Here is a 21,928-nt window from a genome sequence, read left to right as displayed (position 1 = left end):
CCGCGTCACTGGTTCGTGCAGTGGAGGTACGGCGTGGGTCCGCTCCGCGTACTCTGTGGCCACCACCTCAGGTCGATGCACCCAACAGACCACCCCAAAACTGTCAAAACTCAACAAAAACTCCTGCTGATCGACGAAGTGAGCGCACCTGCCATGCCCACGCATCCGGACATGACGACAGACACCCCCGACGCGCCGGACGACTCCGCGGTGCCTGCCGACGACGGTGCCGCCTCCGGAACCGCCGCGCTGGACGCCATGCAGCACCAACTCGCGGTGTACGCGCGGCGCGCGGAGCAGACCCGCCTCGGCGGACTCGGACAGGCCCGCAACTCCATGGACCGCGCCGCCTATCTGCTGCTCAACCGCCTCGACCAGGAAGGCCCGATGGGCGTCAAGGCGCTCGCCGCCGGCATGGGCATCGACTCCTCGACGGTGACCAGGCAGGTCGCCCCGCTCGTCGAGTCCGGACTGGTCAAGCGCACCTCGCACCCCGAGGACGGGCGCGCCGTCGTCCTCCAGCTCTCGCCGCGCGGTGAGGCCCGGTTGGAGGAGGTCCGCTCCTCCCGCCGCAACCTGATGCAGCTCATCACCAAGGACTGGACCGAGGAGGAGCGCGGGACGTTCTGCAAGCTGCTGACCCGCTTCAACACGGCGATGCTCGAACTGAACCCGAGCAGTCTCTCGCAGCCGCCGGGGTCCGGTTCCTGACCCCGTGGGGCCCGACTCCCGGCCCCCCGCCCCCCGGCTGCGACGGCCGAGTGCCGCCGCCGGGGCGCCGTCTGCACAGGTGTGCGGAGCGCTCCGGGCCGGGGCAGTTCGGCTCCCGGCAGCGCGGGGCCGGTTCCGGGGGCGGCGCGGTGGTGTCGCGGTGGTGTCGCGCCTCTTGATTTGATCTCCCTGCCTGCCGTCCTATAGGCGGCACGGGAGGCGGCGTGCGAGAGCGTCAGGCACGGCAGGAGAGCCTCCGCGCCCGGGAGTTCGAGGCGTTCGTCGCGGGCGCGGGCGGCCGGCTGCTGCATGCCGCCACTCTGCTGACCGCCGAACCTCCCGGCGCCGCTCCCGAAGCGGAGCGGCTGCTGGTGCGGGCGCTCGCGCGGACCCGCGCCGACTGGGCCCGGCTGCGCGGTGACGACCCCTACGAGCACACCCGGCAGGCGCTGGCGCTCCGCTTCGCCCGCACCGGCCGACGGCACCGCCGCGCGCGCGGCGGGCTGCTGGGCGTCCTCACTCCGCAGGAGCGGCTGGTGCTCGTCCTGCGGCTGCACGAGGGGATCGCCGAGGAGCAGGTCGCCGCAGGTCTCGGGCTCCCCGTCGAACGGGTGCGGGCCCTGCACACCCGTGCCATGGCGACGGTGCTCAGCAGCCCGGCCCGCGGAGCGGTCGGGCCCCCGCAGGCCGAGCAGGGCCCCCAGGCGGCCCCCCGGGCCCCGCAGGGCGAGCAGGACGCAGCGGAGAGCGCCCATGAGCCCGCCTGACCGCAAGGAGGCCGAGGTGCGGCGCCTGGTCCAGCAGCGCACCGCCGAGCCCGTCCCCGCCGACCTGGCGGAGCGGGCCCTGGCGGAGGGCGCCCGGCTGCTGCGGCGCCGCCGGGCGCTCGGTGCGGCGCTGTGGACCGGGGTGCTGGCCGCTCTGCTGGTCCTGGCCGTGTGGGCGCTGGTGCTGCACCCCTGGGCGGCTCCGCCCCCGACGACGACCCCGCCCGCGGTGGGCTGGTGACCCCCGACGACGACCCCGCCCGGGGTGGGCTGCCGGGGAGCCGCGACGACGTCCTCGCCCGCGGGGGTCGGATCCAGCGTCGGCGGGGTCATCTCCGCGCGGCTGGACGACGTCCCCGCCCGCGGGCGTCGGCGGGTGACCCGGGCCCGGCCGCGTCGCTTCAGCCCGCTGCGGCCCCCTCCAGCGCCTGCGTCAGGTCCGCCAGCAGATCGTCCGCCGACTCGATGCCCACCGAGAGGCGCACCAGGTCTGCCGGCACCTCCAGCGCGGAACCCGCCGCCGAGGCGTGCGTCATCCGCCCCGGGTGCTCGATCAGCGACTCGACCCCGCCCAGAGACTCGCCCAGCGTGAAGAGCCGGGCCCGGTCGCACACCCGCACCGCGGCCTCCTCGCCGCCCGCCACTCGGAAGGACACCATCCCGCCGAAGCCGCGCATCTGCTTGGCCGCGATCTCGTGCCCGGGATGCGTGGGCAGCCCCGGGTAGTAGACCTCCGTCACCTCCGGGTGCGCGCTCAGCAACTGGACCACGCGGGCGGCGTTCTCCCCGTGCCGGTCCATGCGCACGCCCAGCGTCTTGATCCCCCGCATCACCAGCCAGGCGTCGAACGGCCCCGCGATGGCGCCCATCGCGTTCTGGTGGAAGGCCAGTTCGTCGCCGAGCGCGGGGTCGGCGACGACCAGCGCACCGCCCACCACGTCGGAGTGGCCGCCCATGTACTTCGTCGTCGAGTGCACGACCGCGTCCGCGCCCAGCGCGAGCGGCTGCTGGAGGTACGGGCTGGCGAAGGTGTTGTCGACCACCAGCCGTGCGCCCGCCTCGTGCGCCACCTCCGCGACCGCCGCGATGTCGGTGATCCCCAGCAGCGGGTTGGAGGGGGTCTCCACCCAGACCGCCTTGGTGCGCTCGCGGAGCTGGGCGCGGACGGCGGCCGGGTCGGAGGAGTCGGCCACCGACCACTGCACACCCCACCGCTCGGCGACCCTGGCGAAGAGCCGGAAGGTGCCGCCGTACGCGTCGTTCGGGATCACCACGTGGTCCCCGGGGGTGAGCAGGGTGCGCAGCAGGCAGTCCTCGGCGGCCAGCCCGGAGGCGAAGGCCAGTCCGCGCCTGCCGCCCTCCAGCGCCGCCAGGTTCTCCTCCAGCGCGCTGCGGGTCGGGTTCGCCGAGCGGCTGTACTCGTAGCCGCCGCGCAGCCCCCCGACGCCGTCCTGCTTGTACGTGGAGACCTGGTGGATGGGCGGGACCACCGCCCCCGTCCTCGGGTCGGCGGCCTGCCCCGCATGGATGGCGAGGGTCTCGAAGCTCTGCCGCGGGGTGTCCGGGGTGCCGTCCGCCCCGCTGTCGATGCCGTTGTCGCGCTGCTCACTCATGGGGGCGAGACTAGTGGGCCGTACGGTGGAGTGGGGCGCACTCCTCCCCGGGGACGTACCGCTCCGGGGACGTACCGCCCCCGGGGCGTGCCGCCCCGCCCAGCCGTCCGTCACAGCGTGGAGATCCGACGCCATGGAAGCCCTGCTCCTCCTGATCGCCCTCGCCGCCGTCTTCGGCGTGGTCGTCTACCCCGCCATGCGCCGCAGGAAGCTGCGGCAGGACGGCGCCAGGGGCCTGGCCCAGGCGGTCGACCCGACGGCCGGGTACGGCTTCGTCCCCGCCGACGAGCTCGATGTGCGGCTGCCGGGGCCGGACCGGGAACTGGTCGAGGCGCTGGAGGAGGCGCAGCGCACCCAGGACTGGCAGCCGGTCGCACACCTGCTGGCCTTCACCGGCGACGAGTACGAGCTGCGCTGGCAGCGGGTGCAGTCCCTGGCGGGCGCCGCGGCCATGGAACTGGCCCGCTCCCGCGAGCACGGCGCCGCCGCGGGTGCGGACACCGGCACCGGCGGGGTGTCCTTCAGCAAGGAGCCGGGCGCCGGGGTGCCGGACGCGCGGTGGCTGCGCGAGTGGCGCGCCCGGCAGCCGCGCGACCACGGGGGCGCCCAGGTGTACGCGCAGTTTCTGGTCTTCCAGGCGCTGGCCGAGAGCGATCCCGACAGCCGCCGCATCATCCTGGAGGAGGCGCGGAACGTCGCGCGCGACGCGGCGAAGCTCGCCCCGGCCGACCCGACGCCGCAGCTGACCGAGCTGACCCTCGCGCGCCATCTCGGCTACCGCGAGGCCGACTTCGAGTCCCTGTGGGGCACCGTCCGCAGGCTGGCACCCGACCACATGGGCGCCCATCTGGCGGCACTGCCCTACTGGTCGGCGCGGGGCACGGGCTCCAAGGAGCAGGCCGATGCGTTCGCCCGCGCCGCGGCTGCGCAGGCGCCCGAGGGGTCGCTGCTGGCGGCGCTGCCGCTGTTCGCGGCCTACGGCCACCTGCCCGAGGTGAACATGGTCCGCGGCCTGTATCAGAGCGAGGAGATCGGCAAGGCCATCGAGGCCGCCGAGTACGCCGTCGACCAGGTCGAGGACGACCACCCGGTACGCCCGCACGTCCTCCATCTGCTGGTCTGGTTCCTGGTGCGGGCCGAGCGCTACGGCGAGGCCATGGAGGCCCTCGCCGCCGTCGACGGCCACGTCGGCGCCGTCCCGTGGGTGGACGAGGGCGACCCCGCCGCCGCCTACACCGCCTACCGCGCCCTCGCGGTGGCCGGCTGGGAGGCCGCGGGCGGCGCCCGCACCCCGCACTGAGCGCGGCGCCGCCGCCCCGGGCACCCGGTCCTTCCGGCCGTGGTGCCCGCATCCGGGGCGCGATGTCCGGCGGGGTCGGCCCGCCGACCGCCCGGGCCGAGCGGACCAGTCACTCCGCATCGCCCCCGGACGATGCCGGGAGGGGCCCGCCGCGGGCGCGCCGCGGGTCCGCCGGTCGGTGGCCCGGCCGGTCGGCGGCGCGTTCCACGGTGTGCGTGCGCCCGTGCACCGCCGGCAGCGGCGGATGCGGCCGATCCGTCCCGGGCACCAGCGTCACCAGCAGCAGGCCGGTGCCCCGCACGACCGCACTCAGGGACACGATCCGCCGCTCAAGTACCGCCGCGTTCCGCGGCGTGAGCAGCGCCGCCGCGCCGCAGCGCCGCCGCCCCACAGCGTGGTCCGAGCCGCTCACGGCGGGCCCAGCACCGCGCAGCGATCCAACAAACACTTATATAAGTTCGCGATACATTTGCGGGGTGACTTCTATGCAGCGCTCCGGCCATGGCACCGACCTGGCCGTCGGCGACCTCACCCGGGCGATCGAGGACTTCAACCGCTACTACATCCGGCTCCCCGTGGTGCAGAAGCTGCCGTTCACCACGCTGTCCGTGCTGGACACCCTGGTCCAGAGCGGTCCCAAACGGCTCACCGAACTCGCCCGGGCCGAGCAGATCAGCCAGCCGGGGCTGACCCAGTTGGTCACCCGGCTCGAACACGACGGGCTTGTGGAACGCCGCCGCGATCCGACGGACGGCCGGGCTGTCCTCGTCCACCTCACCGAGCGCGGCCGGCAGATCTGCCAGGCGCGGCACGAGGACCGCGGCCGCCACCTGCTCCCGCTGATCGCCCAACTGACCCCCGAGGAACGGCAGTCGATCGCCGAGGCCCTGCCCGCCCTGGTCCGACTCGCAGAACTCGGCCGCCAGGCCGACCAGTAGGAGCCGGGCCGTCCCGCCGACCCCGTCCGTCGCCGGCCCACGGGCCGGCAGGACGCGCCGCCCGGGCCGTCCGGCGCCGGCGGCCGGGCCGGAGACTTCTTCTTGGCCACCGCCGGTGCGCGAGTGACTCGACGGAGGCGAGTCCTCAGAGGGCGCCGAGATCGGCGGTGATGGTGAACGGCGCGGCAGCCTTGATCACGCCGGTGAACATCTCGCCGTCCCGGTAGGTCCTGGTAGCGGGATCGAGGACGTAGGTGTAGACGATCGGGACGCCGGTGGCGGCCTGTTCGACCCGCCAGTGGAAGGGGATGCCGGCCTTCGCATACTGGTCCACCGATTCGAAGGAGCGCCGGGACGTGTCCGGCGGTACGCCGTCGGCTCGCCGTGGGGCACTACGGCACTACCGTGGCGGACGAGCGTGCCGCCTCGGGCGGGCGGGCCGCTGTGAGAGCCTGGGCGTATGAACCGGTTGGCTGGCGTGACCTCGCCTTATCTCCTCCAGCACGCGGACAATCCGGTCGACTGGTGGCCCTGGACGCCGGAGGCTTTCGAGGAAGCGCGGCGGCGCGAGGTGCCCGTGCTGCTGTCGGTCGGATACGCGTCGTGCCACTGGTGCCATGTGATGGCGCGGGAGAGCTTCGAGGACGAGGCGACGGCGCGGCTGATGAACGAGGGCTTCGTCAGCGTGAAGGTGGACCGCGAGGAGCGCCCGGACGTGGACGCGGTCTACATGGAGGCCGTCCAGGCGGCGACCGGGCAGGGCGGCTGGCCGATGACGGTGTTCCTGACGCCGGACGCCGAACCCTTCTACTTCGGGACGTACTTCCCGCCGGAGCCGCGGCACGGCATGCCGTCCTTCCGGCAGATCCTGGAGGGCGTGCGGACCGCGTGGCAGGACCGGCACGAGGAGGTGGCCGACGTCGCCTCCCGGATCAGTGCCGACCTGGCCGGGCGGAGCATCCGGCTGGGCGCTCCGCAGCCCCCGGGCGCGGAGGAGATGGGCGCCGCGCTGCTCGGGCTGACCAAGGACTTCGACGCGCGGTGGGGCGGGTTCGGCGGCGCGCCGAAGTTCCCGCCGCCCATGGTGCTGGAGTTCCTGCTGCGGCACCACGCCCGCACCGGCTCCGAGGGCGCGCTGCAGATGGCCTCGGCGACGTGCGAGGCGATGGCCCGGGGCGGTATCCACGACCAGCTCGGCGGCGGGTTCGCCCGCTACTCCGTGGACGCGGAGTGGGTCGTCCCGCACTTCGAGAAGATGCTGTACGACAACGCGCTGCTGTGCCGTGTCTACGCCCGGCTGTGGCGGGCCACCGGTTCGGAGCAGGCCCGCGCCGTGGCCCTGCGGACGGCGGACTTCCTGGTCCGCGAGCTGGGCACCGCCGAGGGCGGGTTCGCCTCCGCGCTGGACGCCGACAGCGACGACGGGCACGGCGGCCATGCCGAGGGCGCCTACTACGTGTGGACCCCGGAGCAGCTCACCGAGGTGCTGGGCGAGGCGGACGGTGAACTGGCCGCCGAGTGCTTCCACGTCACCGAGGAGGGCACCTTCGAGGGCGGCGCCTCGGTGCTGCAACTGCCCGACCGGGAGACGCCGCTGCTGGACGCCGACCGCTTCGCGTCGGTCCGGCGCAGGCTGTTCGAGGCGCGGGCGGAGCGTCCCCGGCCGGCGCGCGACGACAAGGTCGTCACGGCCTGGAACGGTCTGGCCGTCGCGGCCCTGGCCGAGACCGGGGCCTGGTTCGGCCGGCCCGACCTGGTGGAGGCCGCCGCGGGCGCCGCCGCGCTGCTCGCCGAGGTGCACACCTTCGACGAGGGCCGGCGCCTGGTGCGCACCTCGCGGGACGGGGTGCCGGGCAGCAGTGCCGGGGTGCTGGAGGACTACGGCGACGCGGCGGAGGGCTATCTGGCGCTGTATGCGGTGACCGGTGAAGCGGAGTGGCTGACCCGTGCGGGCGCCCTGCTGGACACCGTGCTGGAGCGGTTCGCCGGTGCGGACGGCGCTCTCTTCGACACGGCCGACGACGCCGAGCAGTTGATCCGGCGCCCCCAGGACCCCACCGACAACGCCGTGCCCTCCGGATGGAACGCGGCGGCCGCCGCGCTGCTCGCGTACGGCGCCTATACCGGGGAGCACCGCTACCGGGAGGCCGCCGAGCGGGCCCTGGGCGTCGTGCGCGAACTCGCCGCGCGGGCGCCCCGCTTCCTGGGCTGGGGGCTGGCCGCGGGCGAGGCGCTGCTGGACGGGCCGCGCGAGGTCGCCGTGGTGGGGGAGGAGCCGGGCGGCGCGCTGCACCGGGCCGCCCTGCTGTCCGGTGCGCCCGGCGCGGTGGTGGCGGTGGGCGCACCGGGCGCTTCCGGCGTACCGCTGTTGCGGGACCGGGGGCTGGTGGACGGAAAGCCGGCCGCCTATGTGTGCCGCGGCTTCGTGTGCGCCGCACCGGTGACGGATCCCGAGGCGCTGGGTGCCGCCCTCCGCGACTAGCCTGCGGCCGGGGCGCCTGCCGCAGCCGGCTCCGGGCCGGGTGGCAGGCCCCCTCCGCGGGCCGCGGGCCGCCCGCCGGCCCGGCTCCGCCTCTACAGCGTCAGCCCGCGCTCCAGCACACCGAGGGCGCGGGTGACCAGGGCGCGCAGGTCCTCCAGGGTGCCCGCCATGCCGGTGTCGGCCCAGGAGTACAGGGCCTCGGTGAGCGCGGCGAGCATGGCGCTGGTCACGATCCGCAGTTCGAGGTCGTCCTCGGCGCGTCCGGTGCGCTCGGCGAGGGAGCGCCGCAGCAGCCACGCGGTGTCGGCGGAGTGCTCGCTCATCCGGCCGCGCAGTGCGGGCACCTCGCGGATGAGGCGGATGCGCAGCATCGTCTCCTCGGCGTCGGCCCGGTAGATGCCCGTCAGGGAGGAGCACAGGGCTTCGCGCAGGGCGGCGACGGGCGGTTCTCCGGCCGGGCGCTGCCGCAGCGCCTCCTCCAGCAGTGGGTCGTACTCGTCGGTCAGGACGATGTCTTCCTTGGTGGGGAAGTAGCGGAAGACGGTGCTGGGGGAGACGTCCGCCTCCTCGGCGATCCGGTCCACCGGTGTGGTGTCGTAGCCCTGCTCCTCGAAGAGCCGGTAGGCGGCCCGCCGGATGGCCTGGCGGGTCCGGATCTTCTTGCGCTCGCGCAGCCCCGGTCTGGCCGGAGGGGCACAGGGGTCCGCGGCGGTGTCGTCGTCGGCTTCTGCAGGTGCGGGGGCCATGGATCTCATTGTCATGCATCGTCCGCGGGCAGGGCCATGTCCCGGAAGCCGCCGGTGTCTTCGTCCCGGAGGGCGCCGCTGTCTTCGCGGTGCCGCGCGCGTCCGGCGGCTGTCGGAGAGAGAGGTGTCCCGTACGGCACCGGGCCACCCTGCCGGGATTCGGCTGGGCAATTGTGGCAGTGCACGCCGAATGGCAGTGGCTGCCATTCGGAGGGGAAGGAGTGTTCGAGGGTCCCCGAGGTGAGGGAAAACATAGGGCGCCCGGTCAACACCGCCCGTAGGCTGACGTCATGCAGGTCATCCAGTCGACGAAGCTCGCCAATGTCTGTTATGAGATCCGGGGCCCGGTCCTGGAGGAGGCGACGCGGCTGGAGGCGGCAGGGCATCAGATCCTCAAGCTCAACACCGGCAACCCCGCCGCGTTCGGCTTCGACTGCCCGCCGGAGATCCTCGAGGACATGCTGCGCAACGTCGGGACCGCGCACGGCTACGGCGACGCCAAGGGCCTGCTCTCGGCGCGCCGGGCGGTGGCGCAGCACTACCAGACGCAGGGCATAGAGCTGTCCGTCGAGGACGTCTACCTGGGCAACGGGGTCTCGGAGCTCATCCAGATGTCGATGCAGGCGCTGCTGGACGACGGGGACGAGGTGCTGGTGCCGGCACCCGACTACCCGCTGTGGACCGCCTCGGTGTCGCTGGCGGGCGGTACGGCGGTGCACTACCGCTGCGACGAGCAGTCCGACTGGATGCCCGACCTGGCGGACATCGAGCGCAAGGTCACCGACCGTACCCGCGCGCTGGTCGTCATCAACCCGAACAACCCCACCGGAGCGGTCTACGACGAGGAGGTCCTGCGCGGCCTCACCGACATCGCCCGCCGCCACAACCTGGTGGTGTGCTCGGACGAGATCTACGACAAGATCCTCTACGACGGCGCCACCCACACCCCGACCACCCTGGTCGCGCCCGACCTGATGACACTGACCTTCAACGGTCTGTCCAAGTCCTACCGGGTCGCCGGGTACCGCAGCGGCTGGCTGGCGGTCTGCGGGCCCAAGGCGCACGCCGAGAGCTACATCGAGGGCCTGACCGTGCTGGCCAACATGCGGCTGTGCGCGAACATGCCCGCGCAGCACGCGGTGGCCGCCGCGCTCGGCGGCCGGCAGTCGATCGAGGACCTGGTGCTGCCGGGGGGCCGGCTGTGCGAGCAGCGCGATGCCGCGTACGAGCTGCTGACCGACATCCCGGGCGTGAGCTGTGTACGGCCCAAGGGGGCGATCTACGCGTTCCCGCGGCTCGACCCCAAGGTGTACAAGGTCAAGGACGACCGGCAGATGGTGATCGACCTGCTGCGCGCCGAGAAGATCATGATTGTGCACGGCACCGGGTTCAACTGGCCCGAGCCTGATCACTTCCGGATCGTCAATCTGCCGAGCGTGACGGAATTGCGCGATGCCGTGACCAGAATCGGCCGCTTCCTGGATGGATACAGCCAGCCGTGACCGAGTGTGACCGTTCGTGGCGAGTTCAATGAACGAAGGACAAATTTAGACGCTGTCCAAGTTAGGATGGCCTTCTGGAGCATCAGGAGGCCATCCATGTACGAACCGATCCGCACCAAATCGGTCCACACCGCGGCCGAGAGCCCCCGGTCCGGCCTGCCGCGGCGCACCCGCGAGGAGGAGCTGGACATCCGCCTGGCCGGACATCTGACCGCGCTGCTCACGGTGACGGACGAGCTGCGGGTGCTGACGCCGTCCTCCGCGCTGGACACCGCCGCCGCGCAGCTCGCCGGCCATGCGGCCCGGCTCTCCGGCGGCCGGGCGCCGCTGCGGGCCGAGCCGTCCGCCGTCCGGGCCGAGGCCGGTCATGTGGCCTCCCTGCACGCCCGGGCCGGCACCCTGGCGGGGAACGCCCTCGCCGTCGCCACCTCCCGCGGCGACGAGGAGGTCACCGCACTGGTGACGGAGCGCCTGGCAGCCCACACCGCCGCGGAGGCCCTCCCGGTGTAGCCCGCTCCCGGCGCCGGGTGCGGGGCATCCCGCCTCCCGGCAGGGAAGGCGTCCGGGCCGTGGCGGGCCGGACGAGGTGCCCCGCACCCGGCCGGCCCGCCACACGCGATCAGCCCAGGCGCTCCACCAGGGAGCGGTACTCGTCCCAGAGTGCCTTGGGGGTGTGCTCGCCGAAGGTGTTCAGGTGCTCCGGGACGAGCGCCGCCTCGTCCCGCCAGACCTCCTTGTCGACGGCGAGGACGAAGTCGAGCTCGGCGTCCGAGAGTCCGAGCCCCGCGGTGTCCAGGTCCTCCTTGCGCGGCAGGATGCCGATGGGCGTCTCGACTCCCTCGATCTCACCGTTCAGCCGCTGGACGATCCACTTCAGCACCCGGCTGTTCTCGCCGAAGCCGGGCCAGACGAACTTGCCGTCCGCGTCCTTCTTGAACCAGTTCACGTAGTAGATCTTCGGCAGCTTGGCGGGATCGGCGTTCTCCCCGACCTCCAGCCAGTGGGCGAAGTAGTCGCCCATGTTGTAGCCGCAGAAGGGCAGCATCGCGAACGGGTCGCGGCGCAGCTCGCCGACCTTGCCCTCGGCCGCCGCGGTCTTCTCGCTGGCGACGTTGGCGCCGAGGAAGACGCCGTGCTGCCAGTCGAAGGACTCGGTCACCAGCGGCACCGCGGTGGCCCGCCGGCCGCCGAAGAGGATGGCCGAGATCGGCACGCCGCGCGGGTCCTCCCACTCCGGGGCGATGATCGGGCACTGCCCGGCCGGGACGGTGAACCGCGCGTTGGGGTGTGCGGCGGGGGTGCCCGACTCCGGCGTCCAGTCGTTGCCCTTCCAGTCGGTGAGGTGGGCGGGCGTCTCGTCGGTCATGCCCTCCCACCACACGTCGTTGTCGTCGGTGAGCGCGACGTTGGTGAAGACCGCGTTGCCCCACAGGGTCTTCATGGCGTTCGCGTTGGTGTCCTCGCCCGTGCCGGGGGCGACGCCGAAGAAGCCGGCCTCCGGGTTGATGGCGTAGAGGCGGCCGTCCTCGCCGAACCGCATCCAGGCGATGTCGTCACCGATCGTCTCCACGGTCCAGCCGGGGACGGTGGGCTGGAGCATGGCGAGGTTGGTCTTGCCGCAGGCGGACGGGAAGGCGGCGGCCACGTACTTGACGGCCTCGGTCCCGCCGCGCGGCGGGGTCAGCTTGAGCACCAGCATGTGCTCGGCCAGCCAGCCCTCGTCGCGCGCCATCACCGAGGCGATGCGCAGCGCGTAGCACTTCTTGCCGAGCAGCGCGTTCCCGCCGTAGCCGGAGCCGTAGGACCAGATCTCGCGGGTCTCCGGGAAGTGCGAGATGTACTTGGTCGTGTTGCACGGCCACGGCACGTCCGCCTCGCCCGGGGCCAGCGGGGCGCCCACGGTGTGCACGGCCTTGACGAAGAAGCCGTCCTCGCCCAGTTCGTCCAGCACGGGCTGTCCCATGCGGGTCATCGTGCGCATGGAGGCGGCGACGTACGCCGAGTCCGTGATCTCCACGCCGAGCGCGGAGAGCGGAGACCCCAGCGGGCCCATGCAGAACGGGACGACGTACATCGTGCGGCCGCGCATCGCACCGCGGAAGAGGCCCTGCTCCCCGGCGAAGACCTCCTTCATCTCCGCGGGGTCCTTCCAGTGGTTCGTGGGGCCCGCGTCCTCCTCCTTCTCGGAGCAGATGAAGGTGCGGTCCTCGACCCTGGCGACGTCCGAGGGGTCGGACGCGGCGTAGTAGGAGTTGGGGCGTTTGACCGGGTCGAGCTTCGTGAACGTGCCCTTGGCGACCAGCTCTTCGCACAAGCGCTCGTACTCGGCCTCCGAGCCGTCGCACCAGACGACGCGTTCGGGCTGGGTCAGCTCGACGATTCCGTCCACCCAGGAGAGCAGTTCCTGGTGGCGGGTGGGGGCGTCCCCGGGGTTCGAGGTGGACGGGTCGGACGGGTTCGAGGTGAGGGGAGCCGCAGAACTGCGCGCCACGATCGCTCCAGACGTTGAGGGTTGGGTACCGACTGCCAGCGCGCCCCTTGGGGGCCGCGACCCGGATGCTTTCGTGGCAATATGTCTTTCGCTCATCCGGTGCCGCTTGTGCTCATCTGATCATGCGGTGCGAAGGCTTTGTCTGTCCAGACGGAGAGCGTGTGGTCGTCGACACGTAGGGTCCTCCCCTGTGCCACGCAGGGTCATACCGGCTGTCCACGGGCCGTAACCTACGGAGGCGTAGGTCGTGAAAGTGTCGTGGGTACGATGTCCCGATGACTGACTCCGCGTCCCCGTCCCCGGAGCCCGCCGCTGTGATCTCCCCGCCGTCCGGCGCCTCGTCGTCCCCCGAAGCGCCCTCCGCCGCAGCCTCTTCCTCCGCTGCCTCCCCTTCTTCTCCTTCTTCCCCTTCTTCTCCGTCTTCCGCTTCTTCCTCCGCGCACTTCTCCGCCGCCAAGCTGTCCGCGTCGGCGCACTCGGCGGCTCAGGTCATCAAGCCCAAGCTGCGCGGGTGGCTGCACCTGGGCATGTTCCCCGCCGTGCTGATCTCCGGCATGTTCCTGACCGCTCTCGCCGACAGCATGCGCGGCCGGATCGCCTGCGCCGTCTACACGCTGTCGGCCTGCCTGCTCTTCGGAGTCAGCGCGCTCTACCACCGCGGAGACTGGAGCCCCCGGGTCAACGCCGTGCTGCGGCGGCTCGACCACGCCAACATCTTCCTGATCATCGCGGGCACCTACACCCCGCTGACGATCCTGCTGCTGCCCGACGGGCGGCGCGACCTGCTGCTGTGGGGCATCTGGATAGCGGCCGGACTCGGAATCGCCTTCCGCGTCTTCTGGGTCGGCGCCCCCCGCTGGCTCTACACCCCCTGCTACATCGCCATGGGCTGGGCCGCGGTCTTCTTCCTGCCGGAGTTCATGCGGCAGGGCGGCATCGCGGTGATGGTGTGCGTCGTCGTCGGAGGGCTGCTCTACAGCGCGGGCGGCGTCATCTACGGCATCAAGCGCCCGAACCCCTCACCTCGCTGGTTCGGCTTCCACGAGGTCTTCCACTCCTTCACCCTGGCCGCCTTCGTCGTCCACTATGTCGGCATCTCGCTGGTCGCCTACCAGCACGCGTAGTCCCCACGAGGAGGGCGGAGATCACGCATCCTGGCCGCGGGAGGTGAGCGGCCGTGACAGTCATGGATGACCTGCTGGAGCGCGGAGCCGTCCCCGAGGGCTACAAGGTCGAGATCTTCGACGGGGAAGTGATCATGACTCCGCGGAGTCCGGAGCAGTTCTGGACAGTCTCCGAGGTGCAGGCGGCGGCCAGGGCGGTCGGCATCTCCCGGGAACGGGTCCTGGGTGACGTGCTGGTGCGGTTCCCCGGCGAGAACGACGCCGCGCCGGACCTCGCCATCGTGGCGGACGCTGCCGGCCGTCACAAGAACAGCTACGACTGCATCGACGTTCTCCTCGTCGTCGAGGTCGTTTCCCGTGCGGACGACGACAAGGACTATGTGCGTAACGTCGCCAAGTACGGCCGGTTCGGTATCGAGTGCTATGTGATCGCAGACCCCTTCAAGCGGACCTGCACCGTGATGTCCGAGTCGCATGCAACGGGCTACTCGAAGGTGCGCGAAGTCGCTTATGGGGAGACCGTCACGCTGTCCCTCACCACCGGCGAGCGGGTCATCGTGGACACCTCCGAGTTCCCGGTGCGCAGCGCCGAGGAGTAGCCCTCACCCCGTCTGCCGTACCGCCCGTCCGGCGAGGACGTCCGTGCGGCGGCCGTCCGCGATGACGGGCTGCCCGGCGACGAGGACGTGCGGGATGCCGGCCGGCAGGGAGCGCGGCGCCTCGAAGGTGGCCGTGGCCGCGACCGTGTCCGGGTCGAAGAGCACCAGGTCAGCGCGGTGGCCCTCGCGGACCAGGCCGCGGTCGAGGAGGCGGAGGCGGGCGGCCGGCCGTCCGGTGAGGTGGGCGACGCACTCCTCCAGCGAGAGGACGCCCAACTCGCGCACGTAGTGCCCCAGGTAGTGCGGGAAGGTGCCGTAAGCCCGCGGATGCGGCTTTGCGCCCTGCAGGATGCCGTCGCTGCCGCCGGTGTGCACCCGGTGCTGCATGATGGTCCGGACGTTCTCCTCGTGGCCGACGTGCTGCAGGATCGTCGAGCCGAGCCGGTCCTCGACCAGCAGCCGCAGCGCCGTCTCCCACGGCTCCTGGCCGTGCAGCGCGGCGGACTCGGCGACGGTGCGGCCCACGTGGTCGGCCAGCGCCGGGTTGCCGACGCCCGAGATCTCGATCGTGTCCCACTCGATCGGCACCCCGTGGCAGCCGTCGGCGCCCTCCACTTCCATCACGTGCCGGATGCGGGCCGCCGTCGCCGGGTCGGCCAGCCGCGCCGCCGTCGCCTCGGGGCCGCCCTCGTTGGCCCAGCTCGGCAGCATCGCGGCCAGCGTGGTGCAGCCGGGGGTGTAGGGGTAGGTGTCGAGTGTGATGTCGGCGCCGTCCGCGAGTGCCTCGTCGAGCAGGGCCAGCAGTTCCGGGGCCCGCCCCCGGTTGACGCCGAAGTTCATGGTGGCGTGGGCGAGGTGCAGCGGGCACCCGGCCTCGCGGGTGAGCGCCACCATCTCCGCGTACGCCTCCAGCGCGCCGGCGCCGTAGGAGCGGTGGTGCGGGCAGTAGTAGCCGCCGTGGGCCGCCACCACCCGGCACAGTTCGGTCAGCTCGGCGTCCGAGGCGTACATGCCCGGGGTGTAGGTCAGCCCGGACGACATGCCCATCGCGCCCTCGGCCATCCCCTGGGCGACCAGGCGCCGCATGGCCGCCAGTTCGTCCGCGGTGGCCGGGCGGTCCTCCCAGCCCGCGGCCAGCATCCGGACGCTGCCCTGCGGGATCAGATAGGCCGCGTTGACGGCCGTGCCCTGGCGGTCGATGCGGTCCAGATAGCCGCCGACCGTGCGCCAGTCGAAGTCGATGTCGCTGCCGTCCCCGTTCCAGCCGGTGATCGCCTCCCGGATCGCCGCGAGGGTGGTGTCGTCGGTGGGTGCGTAGGACAGCCCGTCCTGGCCGAGCACCTCCAGGGTGACTCCCTGGGCGGCCTTCGCGGTGTGCTCCGGGTCGCGCAGGATCGCCAGGTCCGAGTGGGCGTGCATGTCGATGAAGCCCGGCGCCAGCGCGAGTCCGTCGGCGTCCAGGGTGCGGGCGCCGTGCAGGCGCGGCCCGCCCTCCGGGGAGATCCGTGCGATGCGCCCCTCGTCCAGGGCGACGTCCGCGCGGTAGGAGGGGGCGCCGGAGCCGTCGACGACGCGGGCGCCGCGGATGACCGTGTCCATGGGGTCACCGGCCTCAGAAGAAGGTGCGGATCAGGTCGGTGACCGTGCCGTCGGCGTCGGCGACGGGGATCGCCTGCCACTTGTCGAAGATGGTGCAGGGGTGGGACATCCCCAGGCCCACCCACTCGCCCACCTCCAGCGCTGTGCCCTCCTCGACCCGCACCCGGGCGTGCTGGTCGTTGAGTCCGGTGACGGCGAGCCCGGTTGCGGGACGCACCGTGCCGTCGGTGCCGCGCACCGCGTACGGCTGCGGGAGTTCGAGGTCGTAGGCGGCGTCCCGCTTGCCCGCGTTGAGGAACGCCTGCCCGGCCTCGGGCCGGGAGACGACCTGGGTCCACAGGGTGAAGGCGGCCTGGAGGGCCCCCTCGTCGGGGTGCCGGTTGAACGGCGTCAACCGGTGGTAGTGGCCGTCGTCGTGGGAGACGTAGGCGCCCGAGCGGAGCAGCTTCAGTACGGGCGCGGACAGCTCGGGCAGCTCGGCGAAGGCGTCGGCGACCGCGTCGAACCATGCGCTGCCGCCCGCGCTGACCACGATCTCCTCGGCGTCCGCGAAGTGGCCCGCCGCGTCCAGCGCCGCGGCGACCTCGGCCAACTGCCGCAGCCAGCCGCGCACCGCGGCGAGGTCGGCGTCGGGCACCTCGCCCTCGTACCCGGCGACGCCCACCAGCCGCAGCGTCCCGGTCGCGGCCACCGCCTCGGCGACCGCGGCGCACTCGGCCTGGGTGCGGGCTCCGGTGCGCGCACCCGCGCCGGCGCCGAGCTCGATCACGACCTCGACCGGGCGCCGGGCCCCGGCGGCGCGCAGGGCCTCGTCCATCAGCGCGACGCCCTGCGGGGAGTCGACGTAGCAGACGAGGCGGAAGTCCGGATCGGCGTCCAGTTCGGCGGCCAGCCACCGCAGCGCCGCCGCGTCCACCAGTTCGTTGGCGAGGAAGATCCGCGGCACTCCATAGGCGCGCGCCACCCGCACCTGGTGCGGGACGGCCAGCGTGATGCCCCAGGCGCCGTGCTGGAGCTGGCGGGCGAAGAGCTGCGGTGCCATGGAGGTCTTGCCGTGCGGGGCGAAGGCCAGGCCGTGGCGCGCGGTGTAGTCGGCGAGCGCGGTGAGGTTGTGCTCCAGGCGCTCCGCGGAGAGGGCGAGGACCGGGGTGGTGAAGCCGCCGGTGAACAGGGAGCGGCGTTCGGCGGCCAGCTCCCCGAGAGTGCGGTCGGCGGCGTTCGGGGGCAGCCCCTTGAAGCGGTGGTCGGCGGGCTCGTCGGCGAGGCGGGCGGCCGCGGCGACGGCCCGGGACGCGGCGGATCCGGGGGAGGGGACGGGGGCTGCCATGCGGTCTCCCTGTGCACTCGCGGTGTTGCATATTTTGCAACGACCATTGCGTATGACGCTTGTTGCTGTCTAGCATCCCGCCGAACAGCCGGTCAATGGAGCCGAGGGTCGCACAACCCCTTCCGCACGGCCCCGCCCGCACCGGCCCGGCCGCCCGGCGAGACCCCGCAGCGAGGAGCAGATCCCATCGTGACCACCACCGCCGACATCGACGTCGTCTGCCTGGGCGAGTCCATGGTCACGTTCCTGCCCTCCCGCCCCGGCCCGCTCGCCGACGTGCCCTCCTTCGACCGCGCGATCGGCGGCGCCGAGTCGAACGTCGCCTGCACCCTCGCCCGCGCCGGGCACCGTGCCCGCTGGGTGGGCCGGGTCGGCGCCGACGGCTTCGGCGACCACCTGGTCCGCACCATCGCCGGGTACGGAGTGGACACCTCCGCCGTCGAGCGCGACCCGGAGCGGCCCACCGGCATCTACTTCCGTACGGACGGAGAACGCCCCACCGCCGCCCCGGAACCCGGCACCCACGACCCCGCGGTGCCCGGCACCGACCCGTCGGCGCCCGGCACCGCCGCCCTCGCCGAACTGTCCGAAGTGCTCTACTACCGCGCCGGGTCCGCCGCCTCCGCGATGTCCCCGGCCACCGTTCCGCAGCAGGCCGTCGACGCCGGGCGGGTGCTGCATCTGACCGGGATCACCGCGGCCCTCTCCGCGGACTGCCTGGCCCTGATGCGCGCCCTGACCGGGGACCGCGAGCCGGCCGCGGACCGTGCGACGACGGCAGAGCGTGCCCCGACTGCGGACGGCCCCTCGACTGCGGACGGTCCCCTGACTGCGGACGGTCCCCTGACTGCGGACGGCACCCCGGCCGGTACGGGTGCTGCCGCGCCCCGGCCGCTGGTGTCCTTCGACGTCAACTACCGCGTCGGCCTGTGGCACACCGCGGCCGAGTCCGGCGCCGCAGTGCTGCTCGAACTCGCCCGGCGCAGCGACCTCGTCTTCGTCGGCGAGGACGAGGCGGCCGCCGCCTGGGGCGTCACCGGCGGTCCCGGCGCGGTGCGCGAACTGCTGCGCGAGCCCGCCGTGCTCGTCGTCAAGCAGGGCGCGCGCGGGGCCACCGCGTTCGTCGGCGACGCACCGGGTGTCTTCGCACCCGCACTGGAGGTGGAGGTGGTCTCCCCGGTCGGTGCCGGCGACGCCTTCGCCGCGGGCTTCCTGGCCGGGACCCTGCGCGGGCTGCCGGTACGCGACCGGGTCCGGCACGGGCACCTGATGGCCGCGGCGGCGCTCACCGACGCCGGCGACCTGGCCGCGCCGCCCGACCGCGCCGCCGCCGACCGGCTGGTGGCACTGGACGGGGAGAGGTGGGGGAGACTGCGGCTGGGCCCCGGCTGGACGGCGAGCGGGCCCCAGTCCGCAGCCGCCGGACGGCCCGACAGCCCCGGCGCACACGAGCCGGAGGTGCGTTCCGCATGAGTCAGACCGTCGACCGGGCACTGAGCATTCTGCCGCTGCTCGCCGAGGGGCCCGCCAACCTGGAGCAGGTCGCCGCCCGGCTGGAGGTGCACAAGTCCACGGCGCTGCGGCTGCTGCGCACGCTGCACGAGCACGGCATCGTCTACCGCCAGCCCGACCAGCGCTACCGGCTCGGGACGCGGCTGTTCGCGCTCGCCCAGCAGGCCATGGAGAACCTCGACATCCGCGAGATCGCCCACCCCTACCTGGCCGAACTCAACGCGGCCTGCGGGCACACCGTGCACCTCGCCGTCCACGAGGAGGACGAGGTCCTCTACATCGACAAGGTCGAGAGCCGCTACCCGGTGCGGATGTACTCGCGCATCGGCAAGCCCGTCGCGCCCACCGTGGCCGCCGTGGCCAAGCTGCTGCTCGCCGACCTACCGGAGCCGGAGCGGCGCGCCGTCGCCGAACGGCTCGACTACCCCCGGTACACGCCCCGTTCGACACCCGACGCCGCCGCGTTCCTCGCGGAGCTGGCCGCGGTGCGCGAACAGGGCTGGGCCACCGACCTCGGTGGCCACGAGGAGTCCATCAACTGCGTCGCGGCCCCCATCCGCGGTGCCGAGGGGCGGGTCGTGGCGGCCATGTCGGTCTCCGCGCCGAACGTCGTCGTCTCCGCCGACGAACTCCTCGCCCTGCTGCCCCGGGTCCGGCGGACGGCCGAGGCCGTCAGCGCCGAGTACACGGGGCAGTCGCCCCACCTGCGGCCCCAGCCGGAGCCGCAGCAGCAACCGTCCGCGCAACCGAGCAGCAAGAGAGCCGCACCATGAGCGAGAAGCTTGCCAAGACCGCCCTCACCCCGGCCACCCACACCACGCCGCCCGCGAAGTTCTCGCACGGCGTGCGCAAGGGCAACCTCCTCCAGGTCGCCGGACAGGTCGGGTTCGGCCCGGCCGCCGAGGGGGCGGCCCCGACGCCCGTCGGCCCGGGGCTGCGCGAGCAGACCCTGCAGACCCTCGCCAACGTGGAGGCCGTCCTCACCGAGGGCGGCGCCGGTTGGGAGGACGCCATGATGATCCGCGTCTATCTGACGGACACCGCGCACTTCGCGGAGTTCAACGAGATCTACAACGAGTACTTCGCCTCCCTCCAGGAGGCTCCCGCGGCCCGCACCACCGTCTACGTCGGGCTGCCCGCCGGACTGCTGGTCGAGATCGACGCCCTCGCCGTCCTGGGCTGATCCCCGCCGCCGGGCTCCACCCCCCCACTCCGGCGCTTCCCCTCCTTCCCCTCCCTTCGCTCCTCTTCTCCTTTTCTCCTTCTCCTTCCCCTTCCCCGCGCCGGGGGCCGCGCGCCTCCGGTTCCCCCGCGCCGCCCGCTCGCCCCGCGCCCCACCGGTCTCCCCCGTCCCGCCCCGGCACCGTCCGGCCGCGGGCGGGTGGTCCGGCGTGCCCGCGGGGAGGGGAAACGGGCCCTCGCGGCCGCACCGCCGCGGTCCGCGGCAGGCGCGGAGTCCTCCCTCCCCGTACCGGACAACGGAGTTCCCATGCTGCTCGCCGGAGAGGCGGCCCCCCACACGGGCGGCCTGCTCGCGCTCATACCCGGGACCGGGGGCCTGCTCACCGTGGCGGCCCTCGGCATCGTCCTGCTGCTCGTACTGATCATCAAGGTCCGCCTCCAGCCGTTCGTCGCGCTGCTCACCGTCTCCATCGCGGTGGGGCTGGGCGCGGGCCTGTCCGTCACCGAACTCTTCGGCACCGTCCAGAAGTCCGACGCCGTCTCGATGATCGAATCGGGGATGGGCGGCATCCTCGGACACGTCGCGATCATCATCGGCCTCGGCACCATGCTGGGGGCGATCCTGGAGGTCAGCGGAGGCGCCGAGGCGCTCTCGGCGCGGCTGCTGGGCCTCTTCGGTGAGCGGCGCGGGCCGCTCGCCATGGGGCTGACCGGTCTGATCTTCGGTATCCCCGTCTTCTTCGACGTCGGCATCTTCGTGCTGGCGCCCATCGTCTACGCGGCGGCCAAGCGCAGCGGCAAGTCGATCCTCCTCTACTGCATGCCGATGCTCGCCGGGCTGTCCATGACGCACGCGTTCCTGCCGCCGCACCCCGGCCCGGTGGCCGCGGCCGGGCTGCTGGACGTGGAACTGGGCTGGATCATCCTGATGGGTGTCGTCTGCGGCATTCCCGCAGTGCTCGCCGCCTGGGCGTACGCGGCGTGGATCGGCAACCGGCTCTTCGTCGCGGTACCGCAGGACATGCTGGAGGCCGCCGAGGAGGCCAAGCGCGCCGTCGCGGCGGAGAAGCGGACGTCCGGCACCGGCACCGAGGGCACCGGGGGCACCGGCACCGGCACCAGCACCGGCACCGGGACCGCGGAGGCCGGGGAGGAGGCGGCGGCCGCGGAGCAGCCCGTCGCTCTCGGCACGGTGCTGGCCATCATCGGGACCCCGCTGGTCCTCATCCTGGCGGCCACCTTCTCCTCGCTCGCGCTCGACCCCTCGACGGTCCGCTCGGTCATCGAGTTCGTCGGGCATCCCTTCGTGGCGCTGACCGTCGCCCTGCTGATGGCCTACTACCTGCTGGGGCTGCGCCGGGGGTGGAGCCGCAAGTCGCTGGAGTCGGTCTCCACCGCCTCGCTCAAGCCGGTCGGCAACATCCTGCTGGTGGTGGGCGCGGGCGGCGTCTTCGGCGCCGTCCTGCAGGGGTCGGGCGTCGCGCAGGCCCTCGCGGACGTGTTCGGGGACGCGGGGCTGCCGGTGATCGTGCTGGCCTACCTGATCTCGCTGGTGCTGCGGGTGGCGCAGGGGTCGGCGACGGTCGCCATCGTCACCACGGCGGGCATCGTGGCACCGCTGCTGGCGCAGAGCGACCCCTCGCAGGCACACCTGGCGCTGGTCATCATGGCGATCTCGGCGGGGTCCATCTTCGCCTCGCACGTCAACGACGGCGGGTTCTGGATGGTCTCGAAGTACTTCGGCATCTCCGAGCGGGACACCCTCGCCTCCTGGACGGTGCTGGAGTCGGTGCTGTCGGTCGCGGGGTTCGCGGTGGCGGCGCTGGTCAGCATCGTCGTCTAGCCCGCGTCCGGCAGCGGTCCGGCCGCGGCAACGCCGCCCGGTCGCACCGCCGTTCGGATGCCGCCGGTCGCCCGTGCGCCCCCGGAATCGTTTCTCCCGATTCCGGGGGCGCTCTTGTGGTGGCCGCCATCTGGCCCAAGAATGCACGGCGTCGGACCGAACGAACCTTCGGTATCAAGAGAGGAACCCCCA

19 protein-coding genes and 1 pseudogene are annotated in these 21,928 nt (G+C 73.0%); 14 read left to right on the top strand and 6 right to left on the bottom strand.

Annotated elements, in window-relative coordinates; translation table 11 throughout:
- Window positions 1–153: 153 nt before the first annotated feature.
- The 3 genes from BMX65_RS20640 to BMX65_RS33640 all read left to right on the top strand — a co-directional run bounded on the left by BMX65_RS20640 (window position 154) and on the right by BMX65_RS33640 (window position 1,719).
- On the top strand, window positions 154–711 hold the full coding sequence (locus BMX65_RS20640; protein WP_075001809.1) for a MarR family winged helix-turn-helix transcriptional regulator: 558 nt from the start codon (window positions 154–156) through the stop codon (window positions 709–711).
- A 224-nt stretch (window positions 712–935) separates the two neighbouring features.
- Complete coding sequence (locus BMX65_RS20635; RefSeq protein WP_075001808.1) at window positions 936–1,478, top strand: sigma factor-like helix-turn-helix DNA-binding protein; 543 nt, start codon at window positions 936–938, stop codon at window positions 1,476–1,478.
- Window positions 1,465–1,719, top strand: coding sequence for a hypothetical protein (locus BMX65_RS33640; RefSeq protein ID WP_075001807.1), 255 nt, complete (start codon window positions 1,465–1,467; stop codon window positions 1,717–1,719). Before BMX65_RS20635 ends, BMX65_RS33640 begins: the two co-directional genes overlap by 14 nt.
- A gap of 160 nt (window positions 1,720–1,879) precedes the next feature.
- Here BMX65_RS33640 and BMX65_RS20625 read toward each other — a convergent pair whose 3' ends face one another.
- On the bottom strand, window positions 1,880–3,091 hold the full coding sequence (locus BMX65_RS20625; protein ID WP_075001806.1) for a cystathionine gamma-synthase: 1,212 nt from the start codon (window positions 3,089–3,091) through the stop codon (window positions 1,880–1,882).
- Between the two features lie 133 nt (window positions 3,092–3,224).
- Here BMX65_RS20625 and BMX65_RS20620 point away from each other — a divergent pair, with 133 nt between their 5' ends.
- Window positions 3,225–4,391: a hypothetical protein gene (locus BMX65_RS20620; RefSeq protein ID WP_075001805.1), complete on the top strand. Its 1,167-nt coding sequence runs from the start codon at window positions 3,225–3,227 to the stop codon at window positions 4,389–4,391.
- Window positions 4,392–4,876: 485 nt separating this feature from the next.
- Window positions 4,877–5,329, top strand: coding sequence for a MarR family transcriptional regulator (locus BMX65_RS20610; protein ID WP_075001803.1), 453 nt, complete (start codon window positions 4,877–4,879; stop codon window positions 5,327–5,329).
- Window positions 5,330–5,474: 145 nt separating this feature from the next.
- Here BMX65_RS20610 and BMX65_RS20605 read toward each other — a convergent pair.
- A pseudogene (locus tag BMX65_RS20605) lies at window positions 5,475–5,663 on the bottom strand (Uma2 family endonuclease); the annotation flags it as partial.
- Between the two features lie 126 nt (window positions 5,664–5,789).
- Between BMX65_RS20605 and BMX65_RS20600 the strand changes: the two are divergent.
- A complete protein-coding gene (locus tag BMX65_RS20600) occupies window positions 5,790–7,811 on the top strand; it encodes a thioredoxin domain-containing protein (protein WP_075001802.1) in 2,022 nt (673 codons plus the stop codon).
- Between the two features lie 92 nt (window positions 7,812–7,903).
- On the opposite strand, the gene BMX65_RS20595 is transcribed toward BMX65_RS20600, so the two are convergent.
- Window positions 7,904–8,557 (bottom strand): TetR/AcrR family transcriptional regulator, encoded by a 654-nt coding sequence (locus BMX65_RS20595; protein ID WP_075001801.1) that lies wholly within the window; start codon window positions 8,555–8,557, stop codon window positions 7,904–7,906.
- Between the two features lie 290 nt (window positions 8,558–8,847).
- Here BMX65_RS20595 and BMX65_RS20590 point away from each other — a divergent pair, with 290 nt between their 5' ends.
- Entirely contained in the window at window positions 8,848–10,059 is a 1,212-nt protein-coding gene (locus BMX65_RS20590; protein WP_075001800.1) for a pyridoxal phosphate-dependent aminotransferase, read from the top strand.
- Window positions 10,060–10,155: 96 nt separating this feature from the next.
- The gene (locus BMX65_RS20585; protein WP_075001799.1) at window positions 10,156–10,569 is read left to right on the top strand and encodes an SCO4983 family protein; all 414 of its coding nucleotides are present in this window, start codon (window positions 10,156–10,158) and stop codon (window positions 10,567–10,569) included.
- A 109-nt stretch (window positions 10,570–10,678) separates the two neighbouring features.
- Here the strand turns inward: BMX65_RS20585 and BMX65_RS20580 are convergent, their stop codons facing one another.
- Complete coding sequence (locus tag BMX65_RS20580) at window positions 10,679–12,550, bottom strand: phosphoenolpyruvate carboxykinase (GTP) (RefSeq protein WP_075001798.1); 1,872 nt, start codon at window positions 12,548–12,550, stop codon at window positions 10,679–10,681.
- A gap of 275 nt (window positions 12,551–12,825) precedes the next feature.
- Here BMX65_RS20580 and trhA point away from each other — a divergent pair, with 275 nt between their 5' ends.
- Window positions 12,826–13,674, top strand: coding sequence for a PAQR family membrane homeostasis protein TrhA (gene trhA / locus BMX65_RS20575; RefSeq protein WP_239502102.1), 849 nt, complete (start codon window positions 12,826–12,828; stop codon window positions 13,672–13,674).
- Window positions 13,675–13,736: 62 nt separating this feature from the next.
- Window positions 13,737–14,273: a Uma2 family endonuclease gene (locus BMX65_RS20570; RefSeq protein ID WP_075001797.1), complete on the top strand. Its 537-nt coding sequence runs from the start codon at window positions 13,737–13,739 to the stop codon at window positions 14,271–14,273.
- A 3-nt stretch (window positions 14,274–14,276) separates the two neighbouring features.
- Here the strand turns inward: BMX65_RS20570 and BMX65_RS20565 are convergent, their stop codons facing one another.
- Both BMX65_RS20565 and BMX65_RS20560 read right to left on the bottom strand, forming a co-directional pair.
- Window positions 14,277–15,872 (bottom strand): N-acyl-D-amino-acid deacylase family protein, encoded by a 1,596-nt coding sequence (locus BMX65_RS20565; RefSeq protein ID WP_075001796.1) that lies wholly within the window; start codon window positions 15,870–15,872, stop codon window positions 14,277–14,279.
- 13 nt (window positions 15,873–15,885) lie between these two features.
- Complete coding sequence (locus BMX65_RS20560; protein WP_075001795.1) at window positions 15,886–17,199, bottom strand: alanine racemase; 1,314 nt, start codon at window positions 17,197–17,199, stop codon at window positions 15,886–15,888.
- 234 nt (window positions 17,200–17,433) lie between these two features.
- Between BMX65_RS20560 and BMX65_RS20555 the strand changes: the two genes are divergently transcribed.
- The 4 genes from BMX65_RS20555 to BMX65_RS20540 all read left to right on the top strand — a co-directional run bounded on the left by BMX65_RS20555 (window position 17,434) and on the right by BMX65_RS20540 (window position 21,736).
- Window positions 17,434–18,672: a sugar kinase gene (locus BMX65_RS20555; RefSeq protein WP_239502120.1), complete on the top strand. Its 1,239-nt coding sequence runs from the start codon at window positions 17,434–17,436 to the stop codon at window positions 18,670–18,672.
- Entirely contained in the window at window positions 18,669–19,484 is an 816-nt protein-coding gene (locus BMX65_RS20550; RefSeq protein WP_075001793.1) for an IclR family transcriptional regulator, read from the top strand. The genes BMX65_RS20555 and BMX65_RS20550 overlap by 4 nt, the downstream gene beginning before the upstream one ends.
- Window positions 19,481–19,894 (top strand): RidA family protein, encoded by a 414-nt coding sequence (locus BMX65_RS20545; protein ID WP_075001792.1) that lies wholly within the window; start codon window positions 19,481–19,483, stop codon window positions 19,892–19,894. Before BMX65_RS20550 ends, BMX65_RS20545 begins: the two co-directional genes overlap by 4 nt.
- 306 nt (window positions 19,895–20,200) lie before the next feature.
- Window positions 20,201–21,736, top strand: a complete 1,536-nt coding sequence (locus BMX65_RS20540) for a GntP family permease (RefSeq protein WP_075001791.1) — start codon at window positions 20,201–20,203, stop codon at window positions 21,734–21,736.
- The last annotated feature ends 192 nt before the right edge of the window (window positions 21,737–21,928 follow it).

This window comes from Streptomyces qinglanensis (genome assembly GCF_900111245.1).
GTDB lineage: Bacteria > Actinomycetota > Actinomycetes > Streptomycetales > Streptomycetaceae > Streptomyces > Streptomyces qinglanensis.
Note: the sequence above shows the minus strand (reverse complement) of the source record. Positions and strands in the feature narration are given on the sequence as shown.